Raw genomic sequence first — 22,635 nt, 5'->3', positions numbered from 1 at the left:
TCGTCCGTGAGCATGTCCGCAGAAATCCGGCAATCCGCCAATGGCGATGATGCAGACTGTCCAGTTCCAGCGGCGGTGTCTCCCGATAAGGCGCGGCGGCGCTTCTTCGGTAAATCCACCAATGACAAGGGTGTCGGTATGGCGGAAATCGCGAAGGCACCCGCGGTAGGAAGATCGGTCGCCCTGCTGCATGTCCTGCCGGCTCTGCTCTGGTTGCCGCAGGCGGGTTTGCTTGCATTTTCGGTCGGAAACATTGCCGACGGTGCGCCGATGACGGCGATCCTGCCGGCGGCCGTGGCTGTTCTCATTCTCGGTCTCATCAAGGCATGGCTGGAAAAAGTTGCCGCGAGACTGTCGTTTCGCGCCGCGCGTGCCGCCCTTTCGCGGCGGCGGCTGCAAGCGCTTCATGCCGTTGCGGAGGTGTCGCCGCTTGATCTGGCGCGCACGGCCTCCGGCGAGGCGGCAAGCGTTATCGCGGAGGCAGCCGAAGCGCTGGTACCTTATCTCTCCAGGTTCCAGCCTGCGCGGATGAAAGCTACCATTGTCCCCTTGGTTTTCGTGCTGACAATCCTGCCATTTACCTGGATTGCGGCGCTTGTTCTGCTGCTTTCCATGCCCACTATCCCGCTTTTCATGGCGCTGATCGGCTGGCAGGCGAAGGCTGCCAGTGAAAAGCAGCTGGCCGAGACCGGCAACATGAATGCTTTCCTGCTCGATCGCCTGCGTGGCCTGGAAACGATCCGCGTCCTGGAAGCCGTTGATCTGACCGCTGGACGCCTGCGGACGGACGCAGAGAACCTCAAGAAGCGGACGATGGCTGTCCTGCGGATCGCCTTTCTGTCCTCGGCGGTGCTGGAGCTTTTCGCTGCCCTCGGCGTTGCCATGACCGCCGTTTATATCGGTTTCCATCTGCTCGGTTTTCTCGATTTCGGCGCGTGGGGCGAGAAGCTGACACTTGCCGAGGGGCTGTTCATCCTGCTTCTGGCGCCTGCCTTTTTCGAACCGCTGCGGGAGTTGTCCGCCGTCTGGCACGACCGCGCAGCCGGCGAGGCGGCGCTGGGCGCGCTCGACACATTGACGCGGGCTGGCAAAGCCATCGTGGGTGAGGGTAAGGAGGTCGCAATGGCCCCTTTTCCAACGCCCGGTCTGGTGGAGTTGGCTAATCTCTCCTTCGCCTATCCGAATGCTCCGCCTGTCATTCGGAATCTAAATCTTACGGTCCAGTCAGGCGAGACAGTTGCGATTCTTGGGCCTTCCGGTTGTGGTAAATCCACTGTACTCTCCTTGATTGCCGGCTTGGCCGAGGCTGACGGCGGTACTATAGGGATCGGGGGCGTAACGCTTGGTAATGCGACTGCCGATGGACTGCGCAAGACAATCGGCTGGGTCAGCCAGAAGCCGTTCTTTTTTGCCGGTTCCCTGAAGGCGAACATTCGCTTTGGCCGCGCCGGTGTCAGCGAAGGCATGGTTGATGAGGCGCTGCGCTGCACCAGGCTGGATGCATTGTCGAAAGCACGCCGGCATCTGCCTATAGGAGACGGCGGCTACGGTATTTCGGGCGGGGAGGCGGTGCGCCTCGCCATTGCGCGTGCTTTCGCAGATCCTGCGACGCAGCTTGTTCTGGTCGATGAGCCGACAGCGCATCTTGACCGGGAGACGGCTGCGCTCGTCACTGAAAACCTGCTGCAACTCGAAAAGGGCAAGACATTGATCGTCGCAACCCATGATCCTGTGCTCGCCGCGCGTATGGACAGGGTCGTGGATATGACGACGATCCATTCGAGGGGGCAGTCATGATCGCGCGTTTTGCCATATTGAAACCTGTCATTTCCCTGTTCTGGTCGGCGCGTCGCGGCATGCTGCTCGTTGGCGCGGTTCTGGCAGCAACGACGGTGCTGGCGGGTATAGGCCTTCTCGGCGTTTCCGGTTGGTTCATTACTGCGACCGCGATTGCCGGTCTGGTCCCCGCGACGGCCTATGCTTTCGACGTCTTTGCGCCATCGGCGGCCATCCGTCTGCTGGCGTTGTCACGCACCGCTGCCCGTTATGGCGAACGCATGACCACCCATGAGGCGACGCTGTCCGTGCTTGCAGCGCTTCGCGAAAAGCTGTTTCGTGGCTTTGCCGCACCGCAGGCGGCGAAACATCTGGAGGCGAGGCCCGCCCGCCTGCTGAACCGGCTGACTGCGGATATCGACGCGCTGGATTCGCTTTATCTGCGCGTGCTGGTACCCGCCGCCGTCGCAATCCTCGCCGCAATCGCAACAGGCATCGGTCTTGCCCTCCTCAATCCGCTTGCGGGCGTTCTGGTTGCTCTCTTCCTCATTGCGGTGGGTCTTGGCATTTCAGTGCGCTCGGCGTTGACGGCGGAAAAATTTGCGCGTCGCCGGGCAATCGGGCTTGAAGCGCTTCGTGCCCGCACGGCGGACTTGGTCAACGGACAGGTGGAATTGCTCACGACTGCCCGTCTCTCCGCGCAGGTTGCGGCGATTGAACGGGCCGACAATTATCTGCTCGCCTGCGATGACCGCTTGAACCGGATCGAAACCAATGCCGGTTTTTCATTCGGCATCTCAGCGGCGGTTCTTTTGAGTGCGGCTCTCCTCGGCATGGCCTGGCTTGCGGAGCAGGACGTTGTGACCGCGCCGACTGCCGCCCTCGGCCTGCTTGTCTGTTTCGCCGCGCTGGAGCCCTTCACGGCGCTGCGCCGTGGAGCAATGGAACTCGGGCGCACGCTTTTTTCGGCAAGACGCATTGCGCCGCGTCTTTCCGCTGAAGCAGCCGCCAACTGTCCGCGCGTGCCTGCCATGGGCCTGGTGGCTGAGCTGGATGGTGTGCGGCTGGAGCGGGATGGGAACGAAAATCCTGTCCTGACGAATATCAACCTTGCAATCGCCGCCGGAGAGACGATTGCGATTATCGGGCCGAGCGGTGCGGGCAAGACCAGCCTCATCCAGCTTCTGGCTGGTGAAGTGCAACCGGCGGCGGGCAGGGTCAGCGCTTTGCCTTGCTCGCTCATGACGCAGAGAAGTCAGCTTTTTCGAGACAGCATCGCTGATAATCTGAGGCTGGCAAAACCTGCCGCGACCGAGCGTGAACTGTGGGATGCCCTTCAATCGGCAGGCCTTGGCGAGCATGTCAAAACCCTCGCCGCAGGGCTGGATACGAGACTTGGCGAGGCGGGGCAGGGTCTATCCGGCGGTCAGTCACGACGGCTCGCCCTTGCCCGTTTCCTTCTACGCGACAAACCACTCTGGCTTCTCGACGAGGTGACGGAAGGGCTGGACGGCGAAACCGCCCGTGACGTGCTCGGCCGGCTGTTTGCGAGGGCGGAAGGCAAGACTGTCGTGATGATAACCCACAATCGCCGTGAGGCGGAATTTGCCGATCGCATCATCGTGCTGAGAGAGGGGCGCCAACTTGATCAATGTCAAAGCGGCACCCCGGAATACGACGTAATGCTGCAAACATTGCGTCCGGACTGAGTGATTTTTTCAGGGCCGGCGCCGTTTCGTAACAGAAGGCCGGCCTTTCCTGAAAGGTGGGGTAAAAACATGGAACTCGACATCGTGGCGCTATCGCGCCTGCAATTCGCTGTTACCGCTTTATATCACTTTCTATTCGTTCCCCTGACGATCGGACTGTCCGTGGTGATCGCCATCATGGAAACGGTCTATGTCATGACCGGCCGCACCATCTGGCGGCAGATGACGAAATTCTGGGGTACATTGTTCGGCATCAACTTCGTGCTTGGTGTTTCCACCGGCATCGTCATGGAATTCCAGTTCGGCATGAACTGGAGTTATTACAGCCACTATGTCGGCGATATCTTCGGTGCGCCGCTGGCGATCGAAGGAATGATGGCTTTCTTTCTGGAAGCCACCTTCGTCGGTCTGTTCTTTTTCGGCTGGGACAAGCTGTCCAAGCTCGGCCATCTCATCGCAACATGGTGCGTGGCGATCGGCTCGAACTTCTCGGCGTTGTGGATATTGATTGCCAATGGCTGGATGCAGAACCCGACGGGATCGGCTTTCAACCCCCAGACCATGCGCATGGAGGTGACGGATTTCTTCGCGGTGCTGATGAACCCGGTCGCCCAGGCGAAGTTCGTGCACACGGTTTCTGCGGGTTATGTCACTGCCTCCATCTTCGTGCTCGGCGTTTCCGCCTGGTACGTGCTGAAAGGCCGCCATGTCGATCTCGCCAAGCGGTCTATGACGGTTGCAGCTTCTTTCGGCCTGGCTGCTGCACTGTCGGTCGTCGTGCTGGGTGATGAAAGCGGTTATCTTTCGACCGAACACCAGAAGATGAAGCTCGCCTCGATCGAAGCCATGTGGGAAACGGAACCGGCACCCGCCCCCTTTACTGCCATCGGTTTTCCTGATCAGGAAGCCCGCGAGACGCATTTCGCCGTGAAAATTCCGTGGGTGATGGGCCTTATCGGCACGCGCTCGCTGGACACGGAAATCCCCGGCATCAACGATCTGGTGGAACTCGCAAAGACCCGCATCCGCGATGGCATCAAGGCCTATGATGCGCTGATGCAGATACGTGCCACCGGCAAGGGCGCGGAACTGCCCGAAGAGGTGCGTGGCACCTTTGCGGAGCTCGGCCACGAGCTTGGTTACGCCCTGTTGCTGAAACGTTATGTCGACGATCCGCGCCAGGCGACGGAGGAGCAGATTGCCAAGGCCGCCGCCGATACCATCCCGCATGTGCCGACGCTGTTCTGGGCGTTCCGCATCATGGTCGGTCTCGGCATATTCTTCATCCTGTTGACGGCAACCTTCTTTTATCTCTCCGCCCGCCGCCGGCTGGATCACTATCCGTTCTTGCTGAAGGTGGCCGTCTTCGCCATTCCGCTGCCGTGGATTGCTGCGGAAATGGGCTGGGTGGTCGCGGAATTCGGCCGTCAGCCATGGATCATCGAAGGCGTGCTGCCGACGGCCGCCGCCGTCTCCAGCCTCAGCGCTTCAACGGTTCTGATTACGCTTCTCTGCTTCATCGCCATCTATACGGTGCTGTTCATCGTCGAAATGGGGCTGATGCTGAAGGCGATCCGCAAGGGGCCGGATCCGGATCACGAGCCGGAAGCGCCGCTCGTTCCTGAAAAACTCGTCGCTGCGGAGTAAACGATCATGATATTGCATCAACTCATCGACTACGAAGTCCTCCGCGTCATCTGGTGGCTGCTGCTTGGCGTGGTGCTGATCGGTTTTGCCGTGACCGGCGGTTTCGATCTTGGCACGGGCGCGCTGCTGCCTTTCGTCGCGAAAACGGATCTCGAGCGGCGTGTCGTCATCAATTCCATCGGCCCGGTATGGGAAGGCAATCAGGTCTGGCTCATCCTTGGTGGCGGCGCCATCTTCGCCGCGTGGCCGCCGCTTTATGCGGTGTCGTTTTCAGGTTTTTACCTGGCGATGTTCGCCACACTATTTGCGCTGATCCTGCGGCCGGTGGGGTTCAAATACCGCTCCAAGCGCGAGAGTACGACATGGCGCAATACCTGGGATTGGGCGCTGTTTGTCGGTGGCTTTGTTCCCGCCCTGATTTTCGGTGTGGCGATCGGCAATGTGCTGCAGGGCGTACCCTTCCGCTTCAACGATGACCTCAGGATTTTTTACGACGGCACGACTTTGTTCGAGCTTCTCAACCCTTACGCAATCCTTTGCGGCCTCGTTTCCGTTTGCATGCTGGTGATGCATGGTGCGGCCTGGCTGGTGCTGAAGACCGAAGGGCCGGTCGCTGCGCGTGCCCGCAGTTTCGGCAGCATTGCAGCACTTGCCACCACAGTTCTCTTTGCGCTTGGTGGCGTATTGTTGTGGCTCGGTATCGACGGGTATCGCTTCACCTCGGAAGTCGTGACCGACGGTCCGTCCAATCCGTTGTCAAAGACGGTCGAGGTTGCAAGCGGCGTCTGGTTTGCGAATTACGCGGCCCATCCATGGATGATGCTGGCACCGGCGCTCGGTCTTGCCTTCCCGCTCGTCGCCTTCCTGTTGTTAAGGGGCGGGCGTGAGGTGCTGGCGCTGCTTTCCAGTTCGCTTGCCATATTCGGCATCATCTCGACGGTCGGTCTGACGATGTTTCCCTTCATCCTGCCCTCTTCGATCGATCCGAAATCGAGCCTGACGGTCTGGGACGCATCGTCGAGCCATATGACGCTGTTCATCATGCTGGTCGTCGCCCTCATTTTCATCCCCATCATCGTCGCTTACACCTCATGGGTCTATCGCGTGCTGTGGGGCAAGGTGGATGAAAAGGCGATCCGTGAAGACAGCGGCCACGCTTATTAATATCGAACAAATACAAGGAGATCGAACATGTGGTATTTCGCCTGGCTGCTCGGCCTGCCTCTCGCCGCTATTTTCGCCGTCATGAACGCCATGTGGTATGAGCTGATGGAAGAAAACGCCAGAAAGGCCGGGGCCAAGCCGGACAAATAACGCTTCGGGGCACGGGGCAAAAAAGGGCGGCGTCCTATCTGGATGCCGCCCTTCTTGTAGAAATCGCCGCGATTGACACGCGCGGTTTCAGTGGATCGCGATGCCGCGCTTGTCCGCTTCTTCCTTGATGATGTCTTCGACCAGCGCTCTCTTCAGATTTGGGTTTCCCAGAAGATAGTCGTCGGCAATCTCGAAAATCGATTTCGGATTCTCTGTCCTGTGCAGGGTGTCGAGGTCCTGGCCGATCTGCTCTCGCAAGTTTGAATAGTCGTCCATCGCGGTTCTCCCGGTCACTGGTTCAATGCAGAAGTTCTGCCGGAACCTTGCCGCCGTTTTCAGACAGCTTCTTGATGACAGCCTTGTGCAACCAGATGTTCATTGTGGCTGAGTCCGAGGTATCACCGGTATAGCCGAGTTCGCTTGCCAGTTCCTTGCGAGCGGTTAGGCTGCTGTCCAGATCGAGCGCTTTCAGAAGATCGACGATCGAATGTTTCCAGTCGAGTTTCTGCCCGTTCTGCTTGACCGCCGCGTCCAGAATGGAGGCGACATCGACGCTGCCGGTGGATGCCGGAGCAGCGGCTGTCGGTGCTGGTGCTGCTGGCTGAGCCGGAGCGGCCGGGCTTGCGCCTGTCGTGGGCGCGCCAGCTGGCGCCGAAGTCTGCGGTGCAGCCTCTGCCTTGCCAAAAATCGCGTTCTTGATCTTGTCGAAAAAGCTCATTGTGTCCTCCCTCTATCGGCGAAATGCGCGCCCGATGGCAATGAGAATGCATGCGCCGATGAAACCGGCGATAAGGTATCCAATCCAGCCTCCGAGCGAAATGCCCACAAGCCCAAGCAGGAAATTGGCGACGATGGCGCCAACGATGCCGAGAATTATGTTCATGAAAAGACCCATGTTGCTTTTCATGAACTGTTCGGCAAGCCAACCGGCTACGCCGCCGATGATGATTGCTGCAATCCAGCCGATTTGTGCGTCTTCCATAACAGGCCTTTCCTTTGTGAGAGAGGTCCGCAGGCATATGGACAGGCTTTTGCGCGCACTGATCCCCCCGCCTCTTGACCCCAGGCAGGGAATTAACGGTCAATCGAGGATTTTGTTCCGGTCTCCTTGCTTTCGTCAGCTTTGGCTTTGAAAGTCCAGCCCGATATCCAGAACCGGCGCGCTGTGGGTCAGCCAGCCGACGGAGATGAGATCGATGCCGGTTGTTGCAATGGCTGCTGCGGTTTGAGGGGTGATGCGTCCGGAGGCCTCGGTTATGGCGCGTCCGGCGACGATCTGCACCGCCTCGCGCAGCTGTTCCGGCGGCATGTTGTCGAGTAGAACCGCATCGACCCCTTCCTCCATCGCTTCGCGCAATTGCAAGAGCGTATCGACCTCGACCTCGATCTTGACCAGATGTCCGACACCCGCCTTGGCGCTGCGGATAGCGTCACGCACGCCGCCGGCTACGGCGATGTGGTTGTCCTTGATGAGAACAGCATCATAAAGGGCAAAACGGTGGTTCATGCCGCCGCCGGCGCGCACGGCATATTTTTCCAGCGCCCTGAGGCCCGGCGTCGTTTTGCGGGTGCAAGCAACCGAGGCTCTGGTGCCGGAGATGGCGGCAGCAATTGTAGCGGTGACGGACGCGATGCCTGAGAGATGGCCGAGAAAATTAAGGGCGGTGCGCTCCGCCGTCAAAAGACCGCGCGAGGGACCCTCGATCGTCGCGATAATATCGCCCGGAGCGACCGCCGCGCCATCCTGCACCTGCCGCCTCATCACGATTGTCGGGTCCACCAACTGGAAAGCCAGTTCTGCGGCATCAAGACCTGCGATGACACCCGGTTCACGCGCCGCCATGACGACGACTGAGCGATGATCAGCGGGGATGACTGCGGCGGACGTGATGTCGCCCGCCAGACCCAGGTCTTCCAGAAGGGCGTTGCGGACAAGCGGCTCCACGATAATGCGTGGCAGAGGGGTGAGGGTCATGTCAGGCGCTCCGCGCAATGCTGGAAGAAAAAAGATTGGACGATGAGAGGTTATGGGCAATGGCGATGACATCGGACAGGCAAAGCCTGCGCCTTGTGGCGGTCGCGTCCTTTTCCGAGAAGTCGTTGCGGAAATGGGCCCCGCGCGATTCTCTTCGCAAGGCGGCGAAGACTGCGATTGCGAGTCCGACGATGGCGGGATCGGATGCCGGGCCGTTCTGTTCGGCCAGTGGGAGAAGTTCGCTGATCGCGCTGATCAACCCCGCTTCATGTCTGGCGATGCCGAGATGGCGGGAGACAATGGGCCGGACGATAGACGGGTCTGCTGCCGAAAGAACAGGCGTTGCGAATGGCGTGACAGCTGTCACCCGTTTTGATGCCGGTCGGGCGGCAATATCTTTTGCCGCACGCATGCCCATGGCAGCCGCCTCCAGCAGTGAGTTGCTGGCCAGCCGGTTAGCCCCGTGAAGACCGGTGCAGGCGGTTTCGCCCGCAACCCATAGGCCCGGCACGGAACTACGGCCATTACCATCCGTGGCGACGCCGCCCATGTGGTAGTGCACGGCGGGACGGACGGGCACGAGTTCGCGGGCGGGGTCTATGCCAGCCTCGCGGCATAGCAGGTCGATTGACGGGAAACGCGCCGAAAAACCGCTGCCGATCGCCTTGCGGGCATCGAGAAAGACTTTGCCGCCGCGCAGGATTTCCCGGTCGATGGCGCGGGCGACAATATCGCGGGAGGCAAGTTCTGCACCCGGAACGGTCGCCATGAAACGTTCGCCACTTTCATTGAGAAGAACGGCACCTTCGCCCCGCACCGCCTCGCTGACCAGAGCCAGCGGCCGCCGGGGAGAGGAAAGCGCCGTCGGGTGGAACTGGACGAATTCCATATCAGTGAGGATGGCTCCGGCGCGCGCGGCGAGCATGATCCCCTGTCCGAAATTGCCGGTGGGATTGGTGGTGGCCTCATACAGCCCGCCGAGGCCACCGGTTGCAAGAATGACGTTTGTGGCCGGCAGAACAAAGCTGCCCTTTTGCCCGGCGCAGATGAGACCGGCTATGGTCCCGCCTTCTGTCAGCAGCCGGCGCACTTCCGCACCTTCCAGGACTGCGATGGACGGCGTGTTGAGAACGGCGGCTGCAAGAGCCCTCACAATGGCCGCGCCCGAGCCATCACCTTCGGCATGCAGGATGCGCCGGCGGCCATGGGCGGCTTCCAGCCCGAAAACGAGCCTGCCTTGTGCATCGCGATCGAAACGAACTCCGGCTCGTTCCAGGGCATCGATGACGGCGGGGGCGGTGGAGACGATATCTGCTGCCATAGCCGCGTCACAGAGGCCGTCGCCTGCGGCGAGCGTATCGGCAAGATGCAGTGCAGTGCTGTCGTCAGCGCCAAGGCTTGCAGCAATGCCGCCCTGCGCCCAGGCGCTGGACGTTTCGCAACCGAGCGCGCCGCGGGTCAGAAGCAGTACCGGTTGCGGTGCGAGCGTCAATGCTGCCATCAGGCCGGCAATACCGCTGCCGACGATGACCGTCCTGCCCGCATATTGCGACAGAGCGTCACTCATACCGCCAGCATCCTTTCCACCGCGCGGCGGGCGGCGACCGCAACAGCCGGATCGATTGTCACCTCGTGGCGGTTTTCTTCAAGCGCTGTGCGGATATTGCCGAGCGTGATGCGCTTCATGTGCGGGCAGAGGTTGCAGGGGCGGATGAATTCAACATCGGGATGATGCACGGCGACATTGTCGCTCATCGAGCATTCCGTCAAAAGCACCACGCGGGCCGGTCTTTCCCGGCCGACGTAGTCCGACATGACAGCGGTCGAGCCGGAAAAATCTGCGGCCTCAACGACATCGGGCGGACATTCGGGATGCGCGAGAACGGTGATGCCGGGATGGCTTTCGCGCAATTCCCTGATGTCGTCGACGGTGAAAAGCTCATGCACCTCGCAATGGCCGCGCCATGCGATGAGTTCGACATTGGTCTCCCGCGCTACATTCTTCGCCAGATATTCGTCCGGCAGCATCAGCACGCGCGGCACGCCGAGCGATTCCACCACCTGGCGGGCATTGCCGGAGGTGCAGCATATGTCGGAAGCCGCCTTCACCGCCGCCGACGTGTTCACGTAAGTGACGACAGGAACGCCGGGATAGGCCTTGCGCAGAAGTGCGATGTCTTCGGGCGTGATGGAATCGGCGAGCGAGCAGCCGGCGGCCATATCCGGAATAAGCACGGTTTTTCCCGGATTTAGCAGCTTTGCCGTCTCGGCCATGAAATGCACGCCGGCGAGAACGATCACATCCGCTTCTACTTCCATTGCCTTGCGCGCAAGGGCGAGGCTGTCGCCAACGATATCGGCAACGCCGTGGAAGATTTCCGGCGTCTGGTAATTATGGGCGAGGATGACGGCGTTGCGCCTGCGCTTCAGATCGAGGATCGCCTCCACATCATCCTGAAAACCCATCCATTCCGCCTTGGGAATGACGCGGCTGACGCGGTCGTAAAGGCTTGCGGCAGATATCTGTTCGTTCACGGCACTCTCCCATTTATACTCTATTTGAGTATATCTACGGCAAACAGATATTCTCATTGTGAGCATATGTCAATTGCGGGAGAGTGGCAGTTTGGTTCCGGAAAGGGCGCGTTCATCCACAACGGTCTGGCGGAATCGGAAGAGCTTTGCAGGGCGTCCGCCGGTTTCGGTCGCCATGTCGCCAGTTTCTTCCACCAGCTGTTGCTGTTCTATCAGCCGGCGGAAGTTCTGCTTGTGCAGCGTCAGACCGGCGAGCGCCTCCACCGCGCGCTGCAATTGCAGCAGGGTGAAAGCGTCGGCCATCAGTTCGAAAACTACAGGCCGGTATTTAATCTTAGCCCGGAGGCGCGCGATGCCGGTGGCAAGAATGCGACGGTGATCGGCAAACATCGGTCTGCCGAAATTGATCCGAGGCTCACTCTGGGCTTCTTCGACCAGTCCGGCCTCATAGAGCAATTCGTAGCGCTGAAGTGTCAGTTCCTCGTTCCAGCCGCCGCCATCAAGGCCGAAGGTGAAGTCGGCGCGTAAATGGCGCTGGCCTTTGCAGGCAGGGTCGGAATCCGCCCAGCAGCGCAGCTTCTCGATGATTGTGTCCAGAACCGCCGGCCGGCCCTGCCGATGGTCTTCCCAAGGAAAATACTCGTACCAGCCATGCCAGATAGGGCGGCCATTGCCGGGCGGCTCCTGTTCGCGAACCAGCCCGAGATAACCGATCGATATGGTTCTTCCGCCAAGAATGTCATTGTTGCGGTCCCGGTCGGCGAAGGTGTAGAGTTGTTCGAGATAGCCGACGGGATGATGTGTCTGTTCGTGTATCCACTCTCTCAACCCGCTCTGAAGCGTCCTGTGTCCGAATTCAAACGGCCCTGATGGAAGTGCCGCGCCCGCCCGCACGGTCATTACCCGCGGCTCGTCCGTGGTGATGGCGGTGACGACGGCGATGAGTTCGGCGTGGGCAAGCCCTATGGTCACGGCGGCTCCTCTGGTAGATGGCGTCGGTATCGACCTTCTTTGGCACAGGAATGCCTGTTCGCCAACAAGCGGGCGGGGAAACGCGGATGCCGCCGCGCATGTAAAACTTTACGTAGCGATCAGACAAAAGAATAAGTGCTTGTGGTTAGTCGCGTATCGTCCTTTATGTTAAGACCCGCGTCAAAAGCATCCATAATGTAGAAGGCCGATGTTAGAGGATATATATCTCGAAGAAACACTTGTGGGTTATTACACCTGGAACGTGGGACAGAATCTGGTTTATCTGGATGCTGTGGCGGCTCGCCTGCGCGAATTTTCCGAAGAGAAAGCCGCCCGCGGCATTCCCGTGGAGGATTTCATAGATCAGATCGAAAGCGGCTCGCGCGCGCGCGTGGCCAAGGCGGTTTACAACTCGCTGACGAACGGCGTGTTCTATGATCAGCAATACCGCATCGAACTCAAATCCGGCGATTTTCGCTGGCTGCGGACAACGGGCAGGGTTATCCTTGATGGTGACCGCATTCCAATCATGGCGATGGGCACGGTGCGAGACATCACCTCGCGCAAGATTTTATTGATGTAATATTTATCGCGTTCGGTCTGTCTTGAAAAACGCCGATCTATTTCTTGTCGATTGTTTTGATGTGCGGTGACATGGTTCGGCAGGTTTTCATTTTGCTGTTTCAGATCGTGCTGGTCACGGGGCTTGGTATAGCCGGCATCCGCATCGCCTCGCTCATGAATGGCGAGGCGGCATATCCAGCGACTGGCCTCTCCGCAAACACGGAAACGCTGTGGACGACCTCTCCGGTCAGGGTCGATCCCCGCCATCAGAATTATGAGCGTATTCCGACCCCGCCCGATCCATACCCCCTGAAAATATATGCGGATCAGCGCCTGCGCGTTGCGTCCAACAATCGCTTCACCTTCAAAGGACAGGAGTTCCGCCTCGCCGGCGTGGAAGACATCGACCGCAACCGGGTTTGCGCCGGACCTGACGGCCGCCGTTATGCCTGCGGCCTGAACGCCTTCAAGGCGCTGGAGAACCGCCTGCGCGGCAAATATCTGGAATGCCGGGTGCTGGAAGAAGGCGGCGGCGTTCCGTCGGTGGAATGCCGGATCAACGGGCAGGATGTGCGGGCGCTCTTGCAATAGTCAACGCGAAGAACAGACAATTTCGCACGAACGCCCGTGCTGGACGATAGAAATTTGTATTTTAGAAGGTTTGGTGGAGCTAAGCGGGATCGAACCGCTGACCTCTTGCATGCCATGCAAGCGCTCTCCCAGCTGAGCTATAGCCCCATAAGGGTTCCGGCATTTCGTCCGGTTCCGGGAACCGAAGCGGCTGTTGTTCCGTTCGGTGGCGGCTTACTACTTCGGCTAATCGAAGAGTGCAAGCACAAAAAACAGCCCGGCTTCATTTTTTTGTCGCCGGGCTGGTTTATCCAATAAGATCAAGCTTCTTCGTCGTCGCCCGGTACGCCGATGATGCCGGACATGTCGTCGTCATCGTCGTCTTCGTCGGCTTCAAGGAAGGTGTCGTCGTCGTCGCCGATTTCCACGTCGTCGTCATCGTCGCCCAGGTCCGGGATATCGTCGCCGCTGTTGTCGCCGTCGGCGTCTTCCAGCGATACGAGTTCGACTTCCGTGTTTTCGGCATCGACTTCCGCGACTTCTTCTTCTTCAGCCTGCTCGAGCTTTGCCTGAGCGGTGCTTTCTTCAAAGAAAGAGAGCGGCCAGGACTTGCCGCTATAGGGAGAAACGACCGGGTCGCGGTTCAGATCGTAGAACTTCTTGCCGGTATCGGGGTCTGTGCGCTTGGTACCAAGGTCCGCTTTTGCCACTGTCTAAGCCTCAAATTGTCGAATGAGTTTCGGTGTGTACGCCGTAAAACCGGCATAGACGGTAAAATTTCTAGCCGGTCCCCTTAATCGTTGCGGTCTTTCGTGTCAAAGACAAACTTTGGAGGCCGCCCTCCCATGATGCGACTTGTATGTCAGGCTGCTCATAAAGATTGGAGGCCGACGCACTCTACTGTATTAATGATGGACGCACAGGCAGAAAGCTTCATGACCTTTACGATTGCCATAGATGGGCCAGCTGCGGCGGGCAAAGGGACCTTGTCACGCAAGATTGCGGAGACCTATGGTTTCCATCATCTCGACACCGGGCTGACCTACAGAGCCACGGCCAAGGCACTTCTTGACGCCGGCCTGTCGCTCGATGACGAGAAAGTCGCTGAAAAGGTGGCGCTGCAACTCGACCTTGCCGGCCTCGACCGCGCGGTGCTTTCAAGGCACGATATCGGCGAGGCGGCGTCCAGGATTGCGGTGATGACGCCGGTGAGGCGCGCGCTCGTGACAGCGCAGCAGCGGTTTGCGGCAAAGGAACCGGGCACGGTTCTGGATGGCCGCGACATCGGCACGGTGGTGTGCCCTGATGCGCCGGTGAAACTCTACGTCACCGCTTCGCCGGACGTGCGGGCGCGCAGGCGTTATGATGAAATTGTCGCCAACGGCAGCGTTGCAGACTACGACGCCATTTTCGCCGAGGTGAAGAAACGCGACGAGCGCGACATGGGCCGAGCCGACAGCCCGTTGAAACCGGCTGAAGACGCGCACTTGCTAGATACGTCGGAAATGAGTATAGAGGCGGCGTTTCAGGCCGCGCGGATGATTATCGACGCCGCCCTGAAGAAACAGGTTTTTCGCGGAACCGCTTGAATCGGTCCGCGTTTAGTCCGGAATTGCCTGAAGACATGTCCTTGCGCCGGGAAGCCTTTTGAAAAGGCGGGCATGGGTTCGGGTATCAACAACGCTAGCCCACCGGCGCTTTTGTATTCGCTCTCGCGCGGATGCAATCAGGAGATTTCATGTCAGTATCTACCCCCACGCGCGAAGATTTCGCAGCGCTTCTCGAAGAATCCTTTGCCTCTAACGATCTTGCCGAAGGCTATGTTGCCAAGGGTATCGTGACGGCAATCGAGAAGGACGTTGCCATCGTCGACGTTGGCCTCAAGGTTGAAGGCCGCGTACCGTTGAAGGAATTCGGCGCGAAGTCCAAGGACGGCACGCTGAAGGTCGGCGACGAAGTCGAAGTTTACGTCGAGCGCATCGAAAACGCACTCGGCGAAGCCGTTCTGTCGCGCGAGAAGGCTCGCCGCGAAGAAAGCTGGGTCAAGCTCGAAGCCAAGTTCGAAGCTGGCGAGCGCGTCGAAGGCGTTATCTTCAACCAGGTCAAGGGTGGTTTCACCGTCGATCTGGACGGCGCCGTTGCCTTCCTTCCGCGTTCGCAGGTCGACATCCGTCCGATCCGCGACGTTACCCCGCTGATGCACAACCCGCAGCCCTTCGAAATCCTCAAGATGGACAAGCGTCGCGGCAACATCGTTGTCTCGCGCCGCACGGTTCTCGAAGAGTCCCGCGCCGAGCAGCGTTCTGAAATCGTTCAGAACCTCGAAGAAGGCCAGGTTGTTGACGGCGTCGTCAAGAACATCACCGATTACGGTGCGTTCGTTGACCTCGGCGGCATCGACGGCCTGCTGCACGTTACCGACATGGCATGGCGCCGCGTCAACCATCCTTCGGAAATCCTCAACATTGGCCAGCAGGTCAAGGTTCAGATCATCCGCATCAACCAGGAAACCCACCGTATCTCGCTCGGCATGAAGCAGCTCGAGTCCGATCCGTGGGATGGCATCTCCGCCAAGTACCCGGTTGGCAAGAAGATCTCCGGTACGGTCACGAACATCACCGACTACGGTGCATTCGTTGAGCTGGAGCCGGGCATCGAAGGCCTGATCCACATTTCCGAAATGTCCTGGACCAAGAAGAACGTACATCCCGGCAAGATCCTGTCCACGAGCCAGGAAGTTGACGTTGTCGTTCTCGAAGTCGATCCGTCCAAGCGCCGTATCTCGCTCGGCCTCAAGCAGACGCTGGAAAACCCGTGGCAGGCATTTGCCTTCAGCCATCCGGCCGGCACTGAAGTCGAAGGCGAAGTCAAGAACAAGACCGAATTCGGCCTGTTCATCGGCCTCGAAGGCGATGTCGACGGCATGGTTCACCTGTCGGATCTCGACTGGAACCGTCCGGGCGAACAGGTCATCGAAGAGTTCAACAAGGGTGACGTGGTCAAGGCCGTCGTTCTCGATGTTGACGTCGAGAAGGAACGCATCTCGCTCGGCATCAAGCAGCTCGGCAAGGATGCTGTCGGTGAAGCCGCAACGTCCGGCGACCTGCGCAAGAACGCAGTCGTTTCGTGCGAAGTCATCGCCGTTAACGACGGTGGCGTGGAAGTGAAGCTCGTCAACCACGAGGACATCACCTCCTTCATCCGCCGCAACGACCTCGCACGCGATCGTGACGATCAGCGTCCGGAGCGTTTCGCAGTTGGCCAGGTTTTCGACGCTCGCGTCGTCAACTTCTCGAAGAAGGACCGCAAGGTCATGCTTTCGATCAAGGCTCTGGAAATCGCTGAAGAGAAGGAAGCCGTCGCACAGTTCGGTTCGTCCGACTCTGGCGCTTCGCTCGGCGACATCCTCGGTGCGGCTCTGAAGAACCGCAGCGAATAATCGCTAGAGATCGTTTGATATAAAGAACCCGCCGGAATTTTCCGGCGGGTTTTTTGTTGGCTATAGTGTTCGTGGCACAGGCCAATGGGCGGCGCGGAATTCAGTGCATGCCACTCATCTTGAGGTAATAATTTTCCGCACTGTCGTCGAAAGCCGCTGTCCGCGGATTTTCCCCATCCCCAATCTCGTCATTGGCGGCGACCCGCTCTTCCATCTCGTCCTGACCGTCGGGATTTTCGCCCTCCGCCTCGCCATTCGCTTCATCCTCGGAAAATGGACCACGCCCGCGATGCGGCGTTTCCGATTCGTGGTCCTCTTCTGCCGGCGGGTATGCGACGAGCGGTAACGGCGTGCCGTCTTTTGCCAGAGCCGCAGCGATCAGCGATTGCGAAGCCGTTTGTTCCAGCATCGCCATTCTTGCTTCCGGGTCGAGCGCGGCGCGGGGCATGGGCTGGGCTTCTGGCCGGTTGGTAATCGTCTCCGTTTCCTCCCCGGTCGGGTGGATGGGCGCTGCGAGGGCAGTTTTTTCGGCAGGCTGCTCTTCGAGTGGTTGCGGTACGGCGCCAGGTGGCGTGGCGGAAAGTTGGGCAGCGGTGGTGGCCTTGGCGGGAAGTTTGCCGGCCACTGCAGCAAGGAGCAGGTTTTCCATATCCTTGGCGCCAGCCGTGGACTGGCTGGATGGCGGGTTCAAGGTAGTGCGGATTTCCCTCGGCTCCAGCTTCATCGTGTCCCGATGCTGAAGTGCAGGGCGCATCTCAGCGTTCTCAGCCCGTGGCGGATTTGCCGGGCGGGCATCTGTCGAAGCTTCTTTTGTTGTGCTGCCCGTTTGCGGCTGAGGCGAGCGTACGGTGCTTTCGGCGGCTTTCCCTTCCGGTTTTGCCGCATCGTGCGGAGAGTCGGACATGTCGGCAGGTGGGGCGGGAAGATTGGCCTGCGGGCCTTGCGGCGCTGCCTGCGCCGCAACCATGGCTTTTATTGCGGCGGCGCTTTGGGCAAGCGGGCCTATGAGCATAGGCAACAGCCGGCCGGGCGCGGCGGCGGTTGCCGGTTGTGCTGTTGTTGTGGTGGTCGTTGCCGGGTTTGGGCGGCCGTCAGCACTCTGGCTCGGGCCGTTCTGCTGTCTCGCTTGTACTGGCTGCGCGGTCACCGGATTGGCCGAATTGTTCTGCTGATAAGAGGACACCACCGCCTTCGCCGCAAGATCCGTTCCCTTGTAGCGGGAAAGTTCGATCAGCAGCGCAAGCCTTGCGGCATCCGGCCCGGTTGGCTGTTTCAGGATTTCTGCGAGCATCGAAAGGCTCAACCCCTGCAGGACTTTGCTGACCTGTTGTTCCAGCGCCAGGCGCTGCGGTGCGGGCAGGGCGCGCAGCGCATCCGTCAGACGCATCACATAGGTTTGAATGGCTTCGCCATCGCGCCTTGGCAGGTTCATAAGCTTGCCAAGCGCCTCCGCCAGAACGGCGGTGCTGCGGGAAAGCTGATATTCGCTGGCGAGAGAGGTGACTGCGGCTTTGGCGAAAAGACTGCTGCCATTGTCGGGAGCAAGATTGCTTGCCTGCGGCTGCACGGCCTCCTTCGGCTCCCCGCGCTGCGTCTGCGAGGCTGCGGCTCCATAGGCGGCATCGGCTGCCGGAATTTTCGGTACAGGCGGTAACATGCTGCGCTCCGTTCCTATCGATTACCGTCGCTGGCTGCGAGAGGGCCAGTCCCTTGGCTCTCTGATCCGCATTTGGCCTATGTTGAAAGATTGCCGCGCCGGTGATGTACAGGTGTCATCTCGCCCGCTCATGCGGGAGCGCCGTGTGCGTCGCTGGCAGGAATGCCAGCTCTTCGCGATACACACAGAATCATCAACCCTGAGTCTGGGCCGTAGATATTAAGAATTCGCTAACCATAAAAATCGTGTCGATATGGCAATCAGGGAGAGACGCTGATGAACATGCGGTAAAGCCCGTTATCGTCGGAATTGACCGATGAAATATGGTCCGGTTCGCTGTCCGCTGCCTCAAAGGCTTCCGGCGGCATCGCGTCGAGCCAGCTCGCCTTGGGAAAACCTCTCTCGGGGCGATTTTCCACGGGGGCGATGAGGTTGTCTTCCTCGCTTGCGGCAACGAAATTGTCGTCATTCGGCGCCAGTGGCGGACCGGCGATCGAGAGCAGCGCTTGCGCCGCATTTGGTTCGGCATCGAGGCCGGCGCTGCCGGATATGCCGGAAATTTGAGACATGTTTGAACTCACATCATGTTTCGCTCAAGTTACTATCGGTAGCGGCGAGATCATGCCGCCTTCTTCTTCAGCAGTGCGTAAATTCCATTGTCGTCTATCGAGATCGGCAAAATGGCGCTGCGGGCGTTATCGACGACTGCCTGAGCATCAAGCAGTTTTTCGGCGTCGTCTTTCTGATCGGCTTCCGTCTTGGTTGCGGCGTCTGTCTCTGCGGGTTCGTTGTCATTTTCAGCCGGGGCCGTTTCGCTTGATGGCGTTGCCGCGAGCACGGAGATAAGGGCGATTTCCGATGAAATATCGACCGGGCCTTGCCCGTCAGTGCCTTGCGCTTTTTCTTCGGCGGCAGCGTCGATGTGTTCCTTCACGACGTCCTGAAGTTTTTGCACATCCTCCAGCTTGCCCTGTGCGTCTCGGGTCTGGATATCCTCTTCCCGCTCGGCCGCAACTTCGGCATCGTTGATTTCGCCCATGCGGTTTTTGCCGCGTTCGGCCTGCAATTCTTCCTTGGTTTTCGGATCGGCAACGTCTTCCAGGCGCTGGATGACCTTCATCGTTTCCCGTGTCATGAATTGGGTGCCCTGCGCCTGATCGTTCAGCGCATTCTTCACGGCGCGTGCCGCATCGCCAAATGGGTTTGCGATTGCGGCGATCATCTGCTGCGCGGAAATACCAAGTTCCTTGAGGCCAGTCGATTCTTCGAGATCATTGACATTTTTGGGTGCGGTGGCGCGCACTGCCATGATTGCTTTCGACATCTGCACGCCGAAATCTTCTTCCTTGCCGCTCAGGCCGGCATTTTGGGCAATGCGTGCGGCAAGTGCTGCCATGGGCGCGGTCTTGGTAGTTACGCCGTTATTCAGGACTTCCACGACCTGCGCTTCCGAAACGCCGAAGGATTTCAGCGAAATCGTCGTGGCTTTTCCTGCCGCATCGGTTTTTTCAAAGCCGTCGGTCAGGGTCAGCGCGTCCTGAAGCCTTTGCGCGAAAGCCGCGTTCGATTCATCGTTTTCCTGGGTGATGCCAAGCGCAGACGAGAAACGGGAGACAAGCGAGGCGAAGGCATCGCCATCAGGCTTCATGGCGCCGAACAGATAGGCGCTTATCTTTTCATTGGCAACGCGATGGCTTTGGTCCGGCTGCGGCTGGGTCTTTATCGTCTCGTCTTTTTTGGTGCCGTTCGCTTTTTCCTGCTCTTCGCGATGGCGTTCCTCAATGGTTTCCACCATCGACCGCATGAGGTCGCTGACTGCAATGCTTGCCGTCTGCTGCAACGGTGTAATCATCTGGAAGTCCCCGGCCACCCAAAGTTGCGGCCGAGAATAGGCAGTTTCGGTAAATCAGTCCTTAAACGAAGCGTGAAACCGCTCAGCTATGGGCGAAGATATCCGTTTCGTCCCAGCCCAGAAGATCGAGCTTGGCACGGGTCGGCAGAAACGCGAAACAGGCATCGGCATGATCGAGGCGACCATCACGCACGAGGCGGTGGGTCAGCTTGTCGCGCAGGGCATGCAAATGCAGCACATCGGATGCAGCATATTCGAGCTGTGCGGGTGACAGTTTTTCTGCTGCCCAGTCGGAGGATTGCTGCGCCTTCGAGATGTCGACCTCAAGCATTTCCTTCAGATTGTCCTTCAGCCCGTGCCGGTCGGTATAGGTGCGGGTCAGGCGGGAGGCGATCTTGGTGCAGAAAACCGGCGTCGTCGTCACACCGAACGTGTGGAACAGAACGGCGATATCGAAACGGCCATAGTGAAAAATCTTCTGCCGGGCAGGGTCTGCAAGCATATGGGTGAGGTTTGGAGCCTCCTTCTGGCCGGCAGCGATGCGGATGACATCCGCCGTGCCGTCTCCAGGAGAAAGCTGAACGACACAGAGACGGTCGCGGCGTGGCACCAGCCCCAGTGTTTCCGTATCGATTGCGATGGCGCCAAGGTAGCGTGCGGCATCTGCGGCGGAAATATCGCCTTCGTGATAACGGATGGTTGCTGCCATTGTCTTGCTCCGGGAATGTCCAGTTCGTTGCTCCGGCTATAACGGAAAGACAGGTTTGACGATACCGTTTTGTAGGTCGCTCCGACGCGCCTTGGCGCATGTCCGCTTGGTACTTGCGTTTGCGAAAGTCTCCGGGTTAGGTTTGCGGAAATCCTGTTTCTCCAAATTGTATGAAATTTCCCATGACAAAGAAAATCTATCTCGCCGGGCCGGAGGTTTTCCTCCCGAATGCCCGTGAAATGCTCGACCTCAAGGCCTCGCTTGCACGCGAGGCCGGGTTTACGCCGCTTTCGCCGGGCGATTTGGAAATTCCGCCCGCGGACACGAAAATCGGCCACGGCTGCAACATCAATGCCATAGACGAGCGGATGATGCTGGAAGCGGATGCGGTCATCGCCAATCTCACGCCGTTTCGCGGCATCGCCGCCGATACGGGAACGAGCTACGAACTGGGGTTCATGTGCGCGCTGGGCAAGCCGGTTTTCGCCTACACCAATGTCGCGGCCAATCACTTCACCCGCATCAAGGCGCAATATGACGGTGTTGCCGCAATCGATGAAACAGGGCGCTATCGCGGCCCGGACGGTTTGTCGATCGAGAATTTCGACATGGTCGACAATCTCATGCTGCACGGCGGAATTTTGCGGCGTGGCGGCGTCGTCATCGTCGGCAACGCCACGGCAGAGGCCCTCTATACGGATCTCGAGGCGTATAAGCGCTGCCTGGCGGCCGCCGCTGAAAAATTACTGACACAGACTGATCCCGACAGAACGAATTTAGTGGAGACATCATCATGAGCGGTACCATCCTCATCACCGGCGCCACGTCCGGCTTCGGACAGGCCACGGCGCGGCGCTTCGCCAAGGAAGGCTGGAAGGTCATCGGCACAGGTCGGCGGGCGGAACGGCTGGAGGCGCTGGCGCAAGAACTCGGCTTCGCTTTTCACGGCGCTGCCTTCGATGTTACCGAAGAAGATGCCACTAAAAAGGCACTTGCGGCTTTGCCGGAAGGTTTCCGGGACATCGATATTCTCGTCAACAATGCGGGGCTTGCGCTCGGCACTGCACCTGCACCGCAGGTGCCGCTGAAAGACTGGCAGACCATGGTGAACACCAACATCACCGGTCTTTTGAACATCACCCACCACCTTTTGCCCACGTTGATCGACCGCAAGGGCATTGTCATCAACCTTTCCTCGGTAGCTGCGCACTGGCCCTATGCGGGCGGCAATGTCTATGCCGGAACGAAAGCCTTCCTGCGGCAATTCTCGCTCGGTCTGCGCTCCGACCTGCATGGCAAGGGCGTGCGCGTCACCTCGATCGAACCGGGCATGTGCGAAACGGAATTCACGCTTGTTCGCACCGGCGGCAACCAGGATGCCTCGGACAATCTTTACAAGGGCGTCAATCCGATCACGGCCGAGGATATCGCCAATACGATCCATTGGGTCGCCTCGCAGCCCAAACATATCAACATCAACAGCCTCGAACTCATGCCGGTCAACCAGTCCTTTGCCGGTTTTCAAGTGCATCGGGAAAGTTGATTTCCAACGTCTTCTGCGGGAGTGCTAAAAAACAAAGCAGGAATTTTCGAGCTATGCAAAAATGCAATGCTGCATTGCGAGACTTGCTCTGTTAAAAATCGCGGATACCGCTATATTCAAATCATCGAAGCGACGCACTCCTCCTCCCAGTGTCGCTCGATGCGGATCGGTGGTACTCCTCCTCCCAATCACCGATCAAGTTTGAAGCCTGCCGCACCTCCTCCCGCGGCAGGCTTTTTCCTTTTCTGGGCTTCTTTTTCCAATGCATCTTGCGGTGAGGTTTCTGCGCGCCGTCTGCGCCCGGATGACCGATACCCCGCTTTTCCCCTTAAGTTTCCGGGGGATTTCTGATTTTCCCGTCAAGGCGATGATT

General features: G+C 59.1%; 23 protein-coding genes and 1 tRNA gene. 11 read left to right on the top strand and 13 right to left on the bottom strand.

The window, feature by feature from the left end; genetic code table 11:
* The first annotated feature begins 12 nt into the window (after positions 1–12).
* The 5 genes from cydD to cydX all read left to right on the top strand — a co-directional run bounded on the left by cydD (position 13) and on the right by cydX (position 6,446).
* Complete coding sequence (gene cydD / locus F617_RS0120500) at positions 13–1,797, top strand: thiol reductant ABC exporter subunit CydD (protein WP_019566529.1); 1,785 nt, start codon at positions 13–15, stop codon at positions 1,795–1,797.
* The gene (cydC, locus tag F617_RS0120495) at positions 1,794–3,485 is read left to right on the top strand and encodes a thiol reductant ABC exporter subunit CydC (protein ID WP_019566528.1); all 1,692 of its coding nucleotides are present in this window, start codon (positions 1,794–1,796) and stop codon (positions 3,483–3,485) included. Before cydD ends, cydC begins: the two co-directional genes overlap by 4 nt.
* Before the next feature lie 69 nt (positions 3,486–3,554).
* Positions 3,555–5,132, top strand: coding sequence for a cytochrome ubiquinol oxidase subunit I (locus F617_RS0120490; protein ID WP_004431849.1), 1,578 nt, complete (start codon positions 3,555–3,557; stop codon positions 5,130–5,132).
* 6 nt (positions 5,133–5,138) lie between these two features.
* Positions 5,139–6,296, top strand: a complete 1,158-nt coding sequence (cydB, locus tag F617_RS0120485) for a cytochrome d ubiquinol oxidase subunit II (RefSeq protein WP_004431850.1) — start codon at positions 5,139–5,141, stop codon at positions 6,294–6,296.
* 27 nt (positions 6,297–6,323) lie between these two features.
* The gene (cydX, locus tag F617_RS0120480; RefSeq protein ID WP_019566527.1) at positions 6,324–6,446 is read left to right on the top strand and encodes a cytochrome bd-I oxidase subunit CydX; all 123 of its coding nucleotides are present in this window, start codon (positions 6,324–6,326) and stop codon (positions 6,444–6,446) included.
* A gap of 87 nt (positions 6,447–6,533) precedes the next feature.
* Here the strand turns inward: cydX and F617_RS0120475 are convergent, their stop codons facing one another.
* The 7 genes from F617_RS0120475 to F617_RS0120445 all read right to left on the bottom strand — a co-directional run bounded on the left by F617_RS0120475 (position 6,534) and on the right by F617_RS0120445 (position 11,928).
* Complete coding sequence (locus F617_RS0120475; RefSeq protein ID WP_004431853.1) at positions 6,534–6,722, bottom strand: hypothetical protein; 189 nt, start codon at positions 6,720–6,722, stop codon at positions 6,534–6,536.
* 22 nt (positions 6,723–6,744) lie between these two features.
* The gene (locus tag F617_RS0120470; protein WP_004431862.1) at positions 6,745–7,164 is read right to left on the bottom strand and encodes a DUF3597 domain-containing protein; all 420 of its coding nucleotides are present in this window, start codon (positions 7,162–7,164) and stop codon (positions 6,745–6,747) included.
* 12 nt (positions 7,165–7,176) lie between these two features.
* The gene (locus F617_RS0120465; RefSeq protein WP_004431872.1) at positions 7,177–7,428 is read right to left on the bottom strand and encodes a GlsB/YeaQ/YmgE family stress response membrane protein; all 252 of its coding nucleotides are present in this window, start codon (positions 7,426–7,428) and stop codon (positions 7,177–7,179) included.
* Positions 7,429–7,563: 135 nt separating this feature from the next.
* Positions 7,564–8,421 carry a carboxylating nicotinate-nucleotide diphosphorylase gene (gene nadC / locus F617_RS0120460; protein WP_004431875.1) on the bottom strand — a complete coding sequence of 286 codons (858 nt, stop codon included), beginning with the start codon at positions 8,419–8,421 and terminating at the stop codon, positions 7,564–7,566.
* Position 8,422: 1 nt separating this feature from the next.
* Positions 8,423–9,988, bottom strand: a complete 1,566-nt coding sequence (locus tag F617_RS0120455; RefSeq protein WP_019566526.1) for an L-aspartate oxidase — start codon at positions 9,986–9,988, stop codon at positions 8,423–8,425.
* On the bottom strand, positions 9,985–10,956 hold the full coding sequence (gene nadA / locus F617_RS0120450) for a quinolinate synthase NadA (protein WP_004431880.1): 972 nt from the start codon (positions 10,954–10,956) through the stop codon (positions 9,985–9,987). Before nadA ends, F617_RS0120455 begins: the two co-directional genes overlap by 4 nt.
* A 69-nt stretch (positions 10,957–11,025) precedes the next feature.
* Entirely contained in the window at positions 11,026–11,928 is a 903-nt protein-coding gene (locus tag F617_RS0120445; protein ID WP_004431893.1) for a membrane protein, read from the bottom strand.
* 208 nt (positions 11,929–12,136) lie between these two features.
* Between F617_RS0120445 and F617_RS0120440 the strand changes: the two genes are divergently transcribed.
* Both F617_RS0120440 and F617_RS0120435 read left to right on the top strand, forming a co-directional pair.
* Positions 12,137–12,511: a PAS domain-containing protein gene (locus F617_RS0120440; protein ID WP_004431894.1), complete on the top strand. Its 375-nt coding sequence runs from the start codon at positions 12,137–12,139 to the stop codon at positions 12,509–12,511.
* A gap of 71 nt (positions 12,512–12,582) precedes the next feature.
* Positions 12,583–13,083 carry a hypothetical protein gene (locus F617_RS0120435; protein WP_025595216.1) on the top strand — a complete coding sequence of 167 codons (501 nt, stop codon included), beginning with the start codon at positions 12,583–12,585 and terminating at the stop codon, positions 13,081–13,083.
* A 71-nt stretch (positions 13,084–13,154) separates the two neighbouring features.
* On the opposite strand, the gene F617_RS0120430 is transcribed toward F617_RS0120435, so the two are convergent.
* Both F617_RS0120430 and F617_RS0120425 read right to left on the bottom strand, forming a co-directional pair.
* Positions 13,155–13,230: transfer RNA gene (locus F617_RS0120430), tRNA-Ala, on the bottom strand.
* A 152-nt stretch (positions 13,231–13,382) separates the two neighbouring features.
* Positions 13,383–13,772: a TIGR02300 family protein gene (locus F617_RS0120425; protein ID WP_004431900.1), complete on the bottom strand. Its 390-nt coding sequence runs from the start codon at positions 13,770–13,772 to the stop codon at positions 13,383–13,385.
* A 198-nt stretch (positions 13,773–13,970) separates the two neighbouring features.
* Between F617_RS0120425 and cmk the strand changes: the two genes are divergently transcribed.
* Together cmk and rpsA are read left to right on the top strand one after the other, a co-directional pair.
* Positions 13,971–14,651 (top strand): (d)CMP kinase, encoded by a 681-nt coding sequence (gene cmk, locus F617_RS0120420; protein ID WP_004431904.1) that lies wholly within the window; start codon positions 13,971–13,973, stop codon positions 14,649–14,651.
* A gap of 149 nt (positions 14,652–14,800) precedes the next feature.
* Positions 14,801–16,501, top strand: coding sequence for a 30S ribosomal protein S1 (gene rpsA, locus F617_RS0120415; protein ID WP_004431908.1), 1,701 nt, complete (start codon positions 14,801–14,803; stop codon positions 16,499–16,501).
* 100 nt (positions 16,502–16,601) lie between these two features.
* On the opposite strand, the gene F617_RS0120410 is transcribed toward rpsA, so the two are convergent.
* The 4 genes from F617_RS0120410 to F617_RS0120395 all read right to left on the bottom strand — a co-directional run bounded on the left by F617_RS0120410 (position 16,602) and on the right by F617_RS0120395 (position 20,719).
* A complete protein-coding gene (locus F617_RS0120410) occupies positions 16,602–18,158 on the bottom strand; it encodes a hypothetical protein (RefSeq protein WP_019566524.1) in 1,557 nt (518 codons plus the stop codon).
* Between the two features lie 260 nt (positions 18,159–18,418).
* On the bottom strand, positions 18,419–18,727 hold the full coding sequence (locus F617_RS0120405) for a hypothetical protein (RefSeq protein ID WP_019566523.1): 309 nt from the start codon (positions 18,725–18,727) through the stop codon (positions 18,419–18,421).
* Between the two features lie 50 nt (positions 18,728–18,777).
* Positions 18,778–20,010, bottom strand: a complete 1,233-nt coding sequence (locus F617_RS0120400) for a hypothetical protein (protein WP_019566522.1) — start codon at positions 20,008–20,010, stop codon at positions 18,778–18,780.
* Between the two features lie 82 nt (positions 20,011–20,092).
* The gene (locus F617_RS0120395; RefSeq protein ID WP_004431923.1) at positions 20,093–20,719 is read right to left on the bottom strand and encodes a ribonuclease D; all 627 of its coding nucleotides are present in this window, start codon (positions 20,717–20,719) and stop codon (positions 20,093–20,095) included.
* Positions 20,720–20,901: 182 nt separating this feature from the next.
* On the opposite strand from F617_RS0120395, the gene F617_RS0120390 reads away from it, so the two are divergent.
* Together F617_RS0120390 and F617_RS0120385 are read left to right on the top strand one after the other, a co-directional pair.
* Positions 20,902–21,516 carry a nucleoside 2-deoxyribosyltransferase gene (locus F617_RS0120390; protein ID WP_026330978.1) on the top strand — a complete coding sequence of 205 codons (615 nt, stop codon included), beginning with the start codon at positions 20,902–20,904 and terminating at the stop codon, positions 21,514–21,516.
* Positions 21,513–22,262, top strand: coding sequence for an SDR family oxidoreductase (locus F617_RS0120385; RefSeq protein WP_019566520.1), 750 nt, complete (start codon positions 21,513–21,515; stop codon positions 22,260–22,262). Before F617_RS0120390 ends, F617_RS0120385 begins: the two co-directional genes overlap by 4 nt.
* The last annotated feature ends 373 nt before the right edge of the window (positions 22,263–22,635 follow it).

This window comes from Agrobacterium sp. 10MFCol1.1, assembly GCF_000381165.1.
In the GTDB taxonomy this organism is placed as follows: Bacteria; Pseudomonadota; Alphaproteobacteria; order Rhizobiales; family Rhizobiaceae; genus Agrobacterium; species Agrobacterium tumefaciens.
Note: the sequence above shows the minus strand (reverse complement) of the source record. Positions and strands in the feature narration are given on the sequence as shown.

What these genes read in the sequence shown, in the direction of transcription:
- cydC (WP_019566528.1), top strand. Translation starts at nt 1,794, where the DNA reads ATGATCGCGCGTTTTGCCATATTGAAACCTGTCATTTCCCTGTTCTGG.
- F617_RS0120435 (WP_025595216.1), top strand. Translation starts at nt 12,583, where the DNA reads ATGGTTCGGCAGGTTTTCATTTTGCTGTTTCAGATCGTGCTGGTCACG.
- F617_RS0120455 (WP_019566526.1), bottom strand. Translation starts at nt 9,988, where the DNA reads ATGAGTGACGCTCTGTCGCAATATGCGGGCAGGACGGTCATCGTCGGC.
- cmk (WP_004431904.1), top strand. Translation starts at nt 13,971, where the DNA reads ATGATGGACGCACAGGCAGAAAGCTTCATGACCTTTACGATTGCCATA.
- F617_RS0120475 (WP_004431853.1), bottom strand. Translation starts at nt 6,722, where the DNA reads ATGGACGACTATTCAAACTTGCGAGAGCAGATCGGCCAGGACCTCGAC.
- cydB (WP_004431850.1), top strand. Translation starts at nt 5,139, where the DNA reads ATGATATTGCATCAACTCATCGACTACGAAGTCCTCCGCGTCATCTGG.
- F617_RS0120390 (WP_026330978.1), top strand. Translation starts at nt 20,902, where the DNA reads ATGACAAAGAAAATCTATCTCGCCGGGCCGGAGGTTTTCCTCCCGAAT.
- F617_RS0120395 (WP_004431923.1), bottom strand. Translation starts at nt 20,719, where the DNA reads ATGGCAGCAACCATCCGTTATCACGAAGGCGATATTTCCGCCGCAGAT.
- F617_RS0120470 (WP_004431862.1), bottom strand. Translation starts at nt 7,164, where the DNA reads ATGAGCTTTTTCGACAAGATCAAGAACGCGATTTTTGGCAAGGCAGAG.
- cydD (WP_019566529.1), top strand. Translation starts at nt 13, where the DNA reads ATGTCCGCAGAAATCCGGCAATCCGCCAATGGCGATGATGCAGACTGT.
- F617_RS0120410 (WP_019566524.1), bottom strand. Translation starts at nt 18,158, where the DNA reads ATGTTACCGCCTGTACCGAAAATTCCGGCAGCCGATGCCGCCTATGGA.
- F617_RS0120440 (WP_004431894.1), top strand. Translation starts at nt 12,137, where the DNA reads ATGTTAGAGGATATATATCTCGAAGAAACACTTGTGGGTTATTACACC.
- rpsA (WP_004431908.1), top strand. Translation starts at nt 14,801, where the DNA reads ATGTCAGTATCTACCCCCACGCGCGAAGATTTCGCAGCGCTTCTCGAA.
- cydX (WP_019566527.1), top strand. Translation starts at nt 6,324, where the DNA reads ATGTGGTATTTCGCCTGGCTGCTCGGCCTGCCTCTCGCCGCTATTTTC.
- F617_RS0120400 (WP_019566522.1), bottom strand. Translation starts at nt 20,010, where the DNA reads ATGATTACACCGTTGCAGCAGACGGCAAGCATTGCAGTCAGCGACCTC.
- F617_RS0120465 (WP_004431872.1), bottom strand. Translation starts at nt 7,428, where the DNA reads ATGGAAGACGCACAAATCGGCTGGATTGCAGCAATCATCATCGGCGGC.
- nadC (WP_004431875.1), bottom strand. Translation starts at nt 8,421, where the DNA reads ATGACCCTCACCCCTCTGCCACGCATTATCGTGGAGCCGCTTGTCCGC.
- F617_RS0120385 (WP_019566520.1), top strand. Translation starts at nt 21,513, where the DNA reads ATGAGCGGTACCATCCTCATCACCGGCGCCACGTCCGGCTTCGGACAG.
- F617_RS0120405 (WP_019566523.1), bottom strand. Translation starts at nt 18,727, where the DNA reads ATGTCTCAAATTTCCGGCATATCCGGCAGCGCCGGCCTCGATGCCGAA.
- F617_RS0120490 (WP_004431849.1), top strand. Translation starts at nt 3,555, where the DNA reads ATGGAACTCGACATCGTGGCGCTATCGCGCCTGCAATTCGCTGTTACC.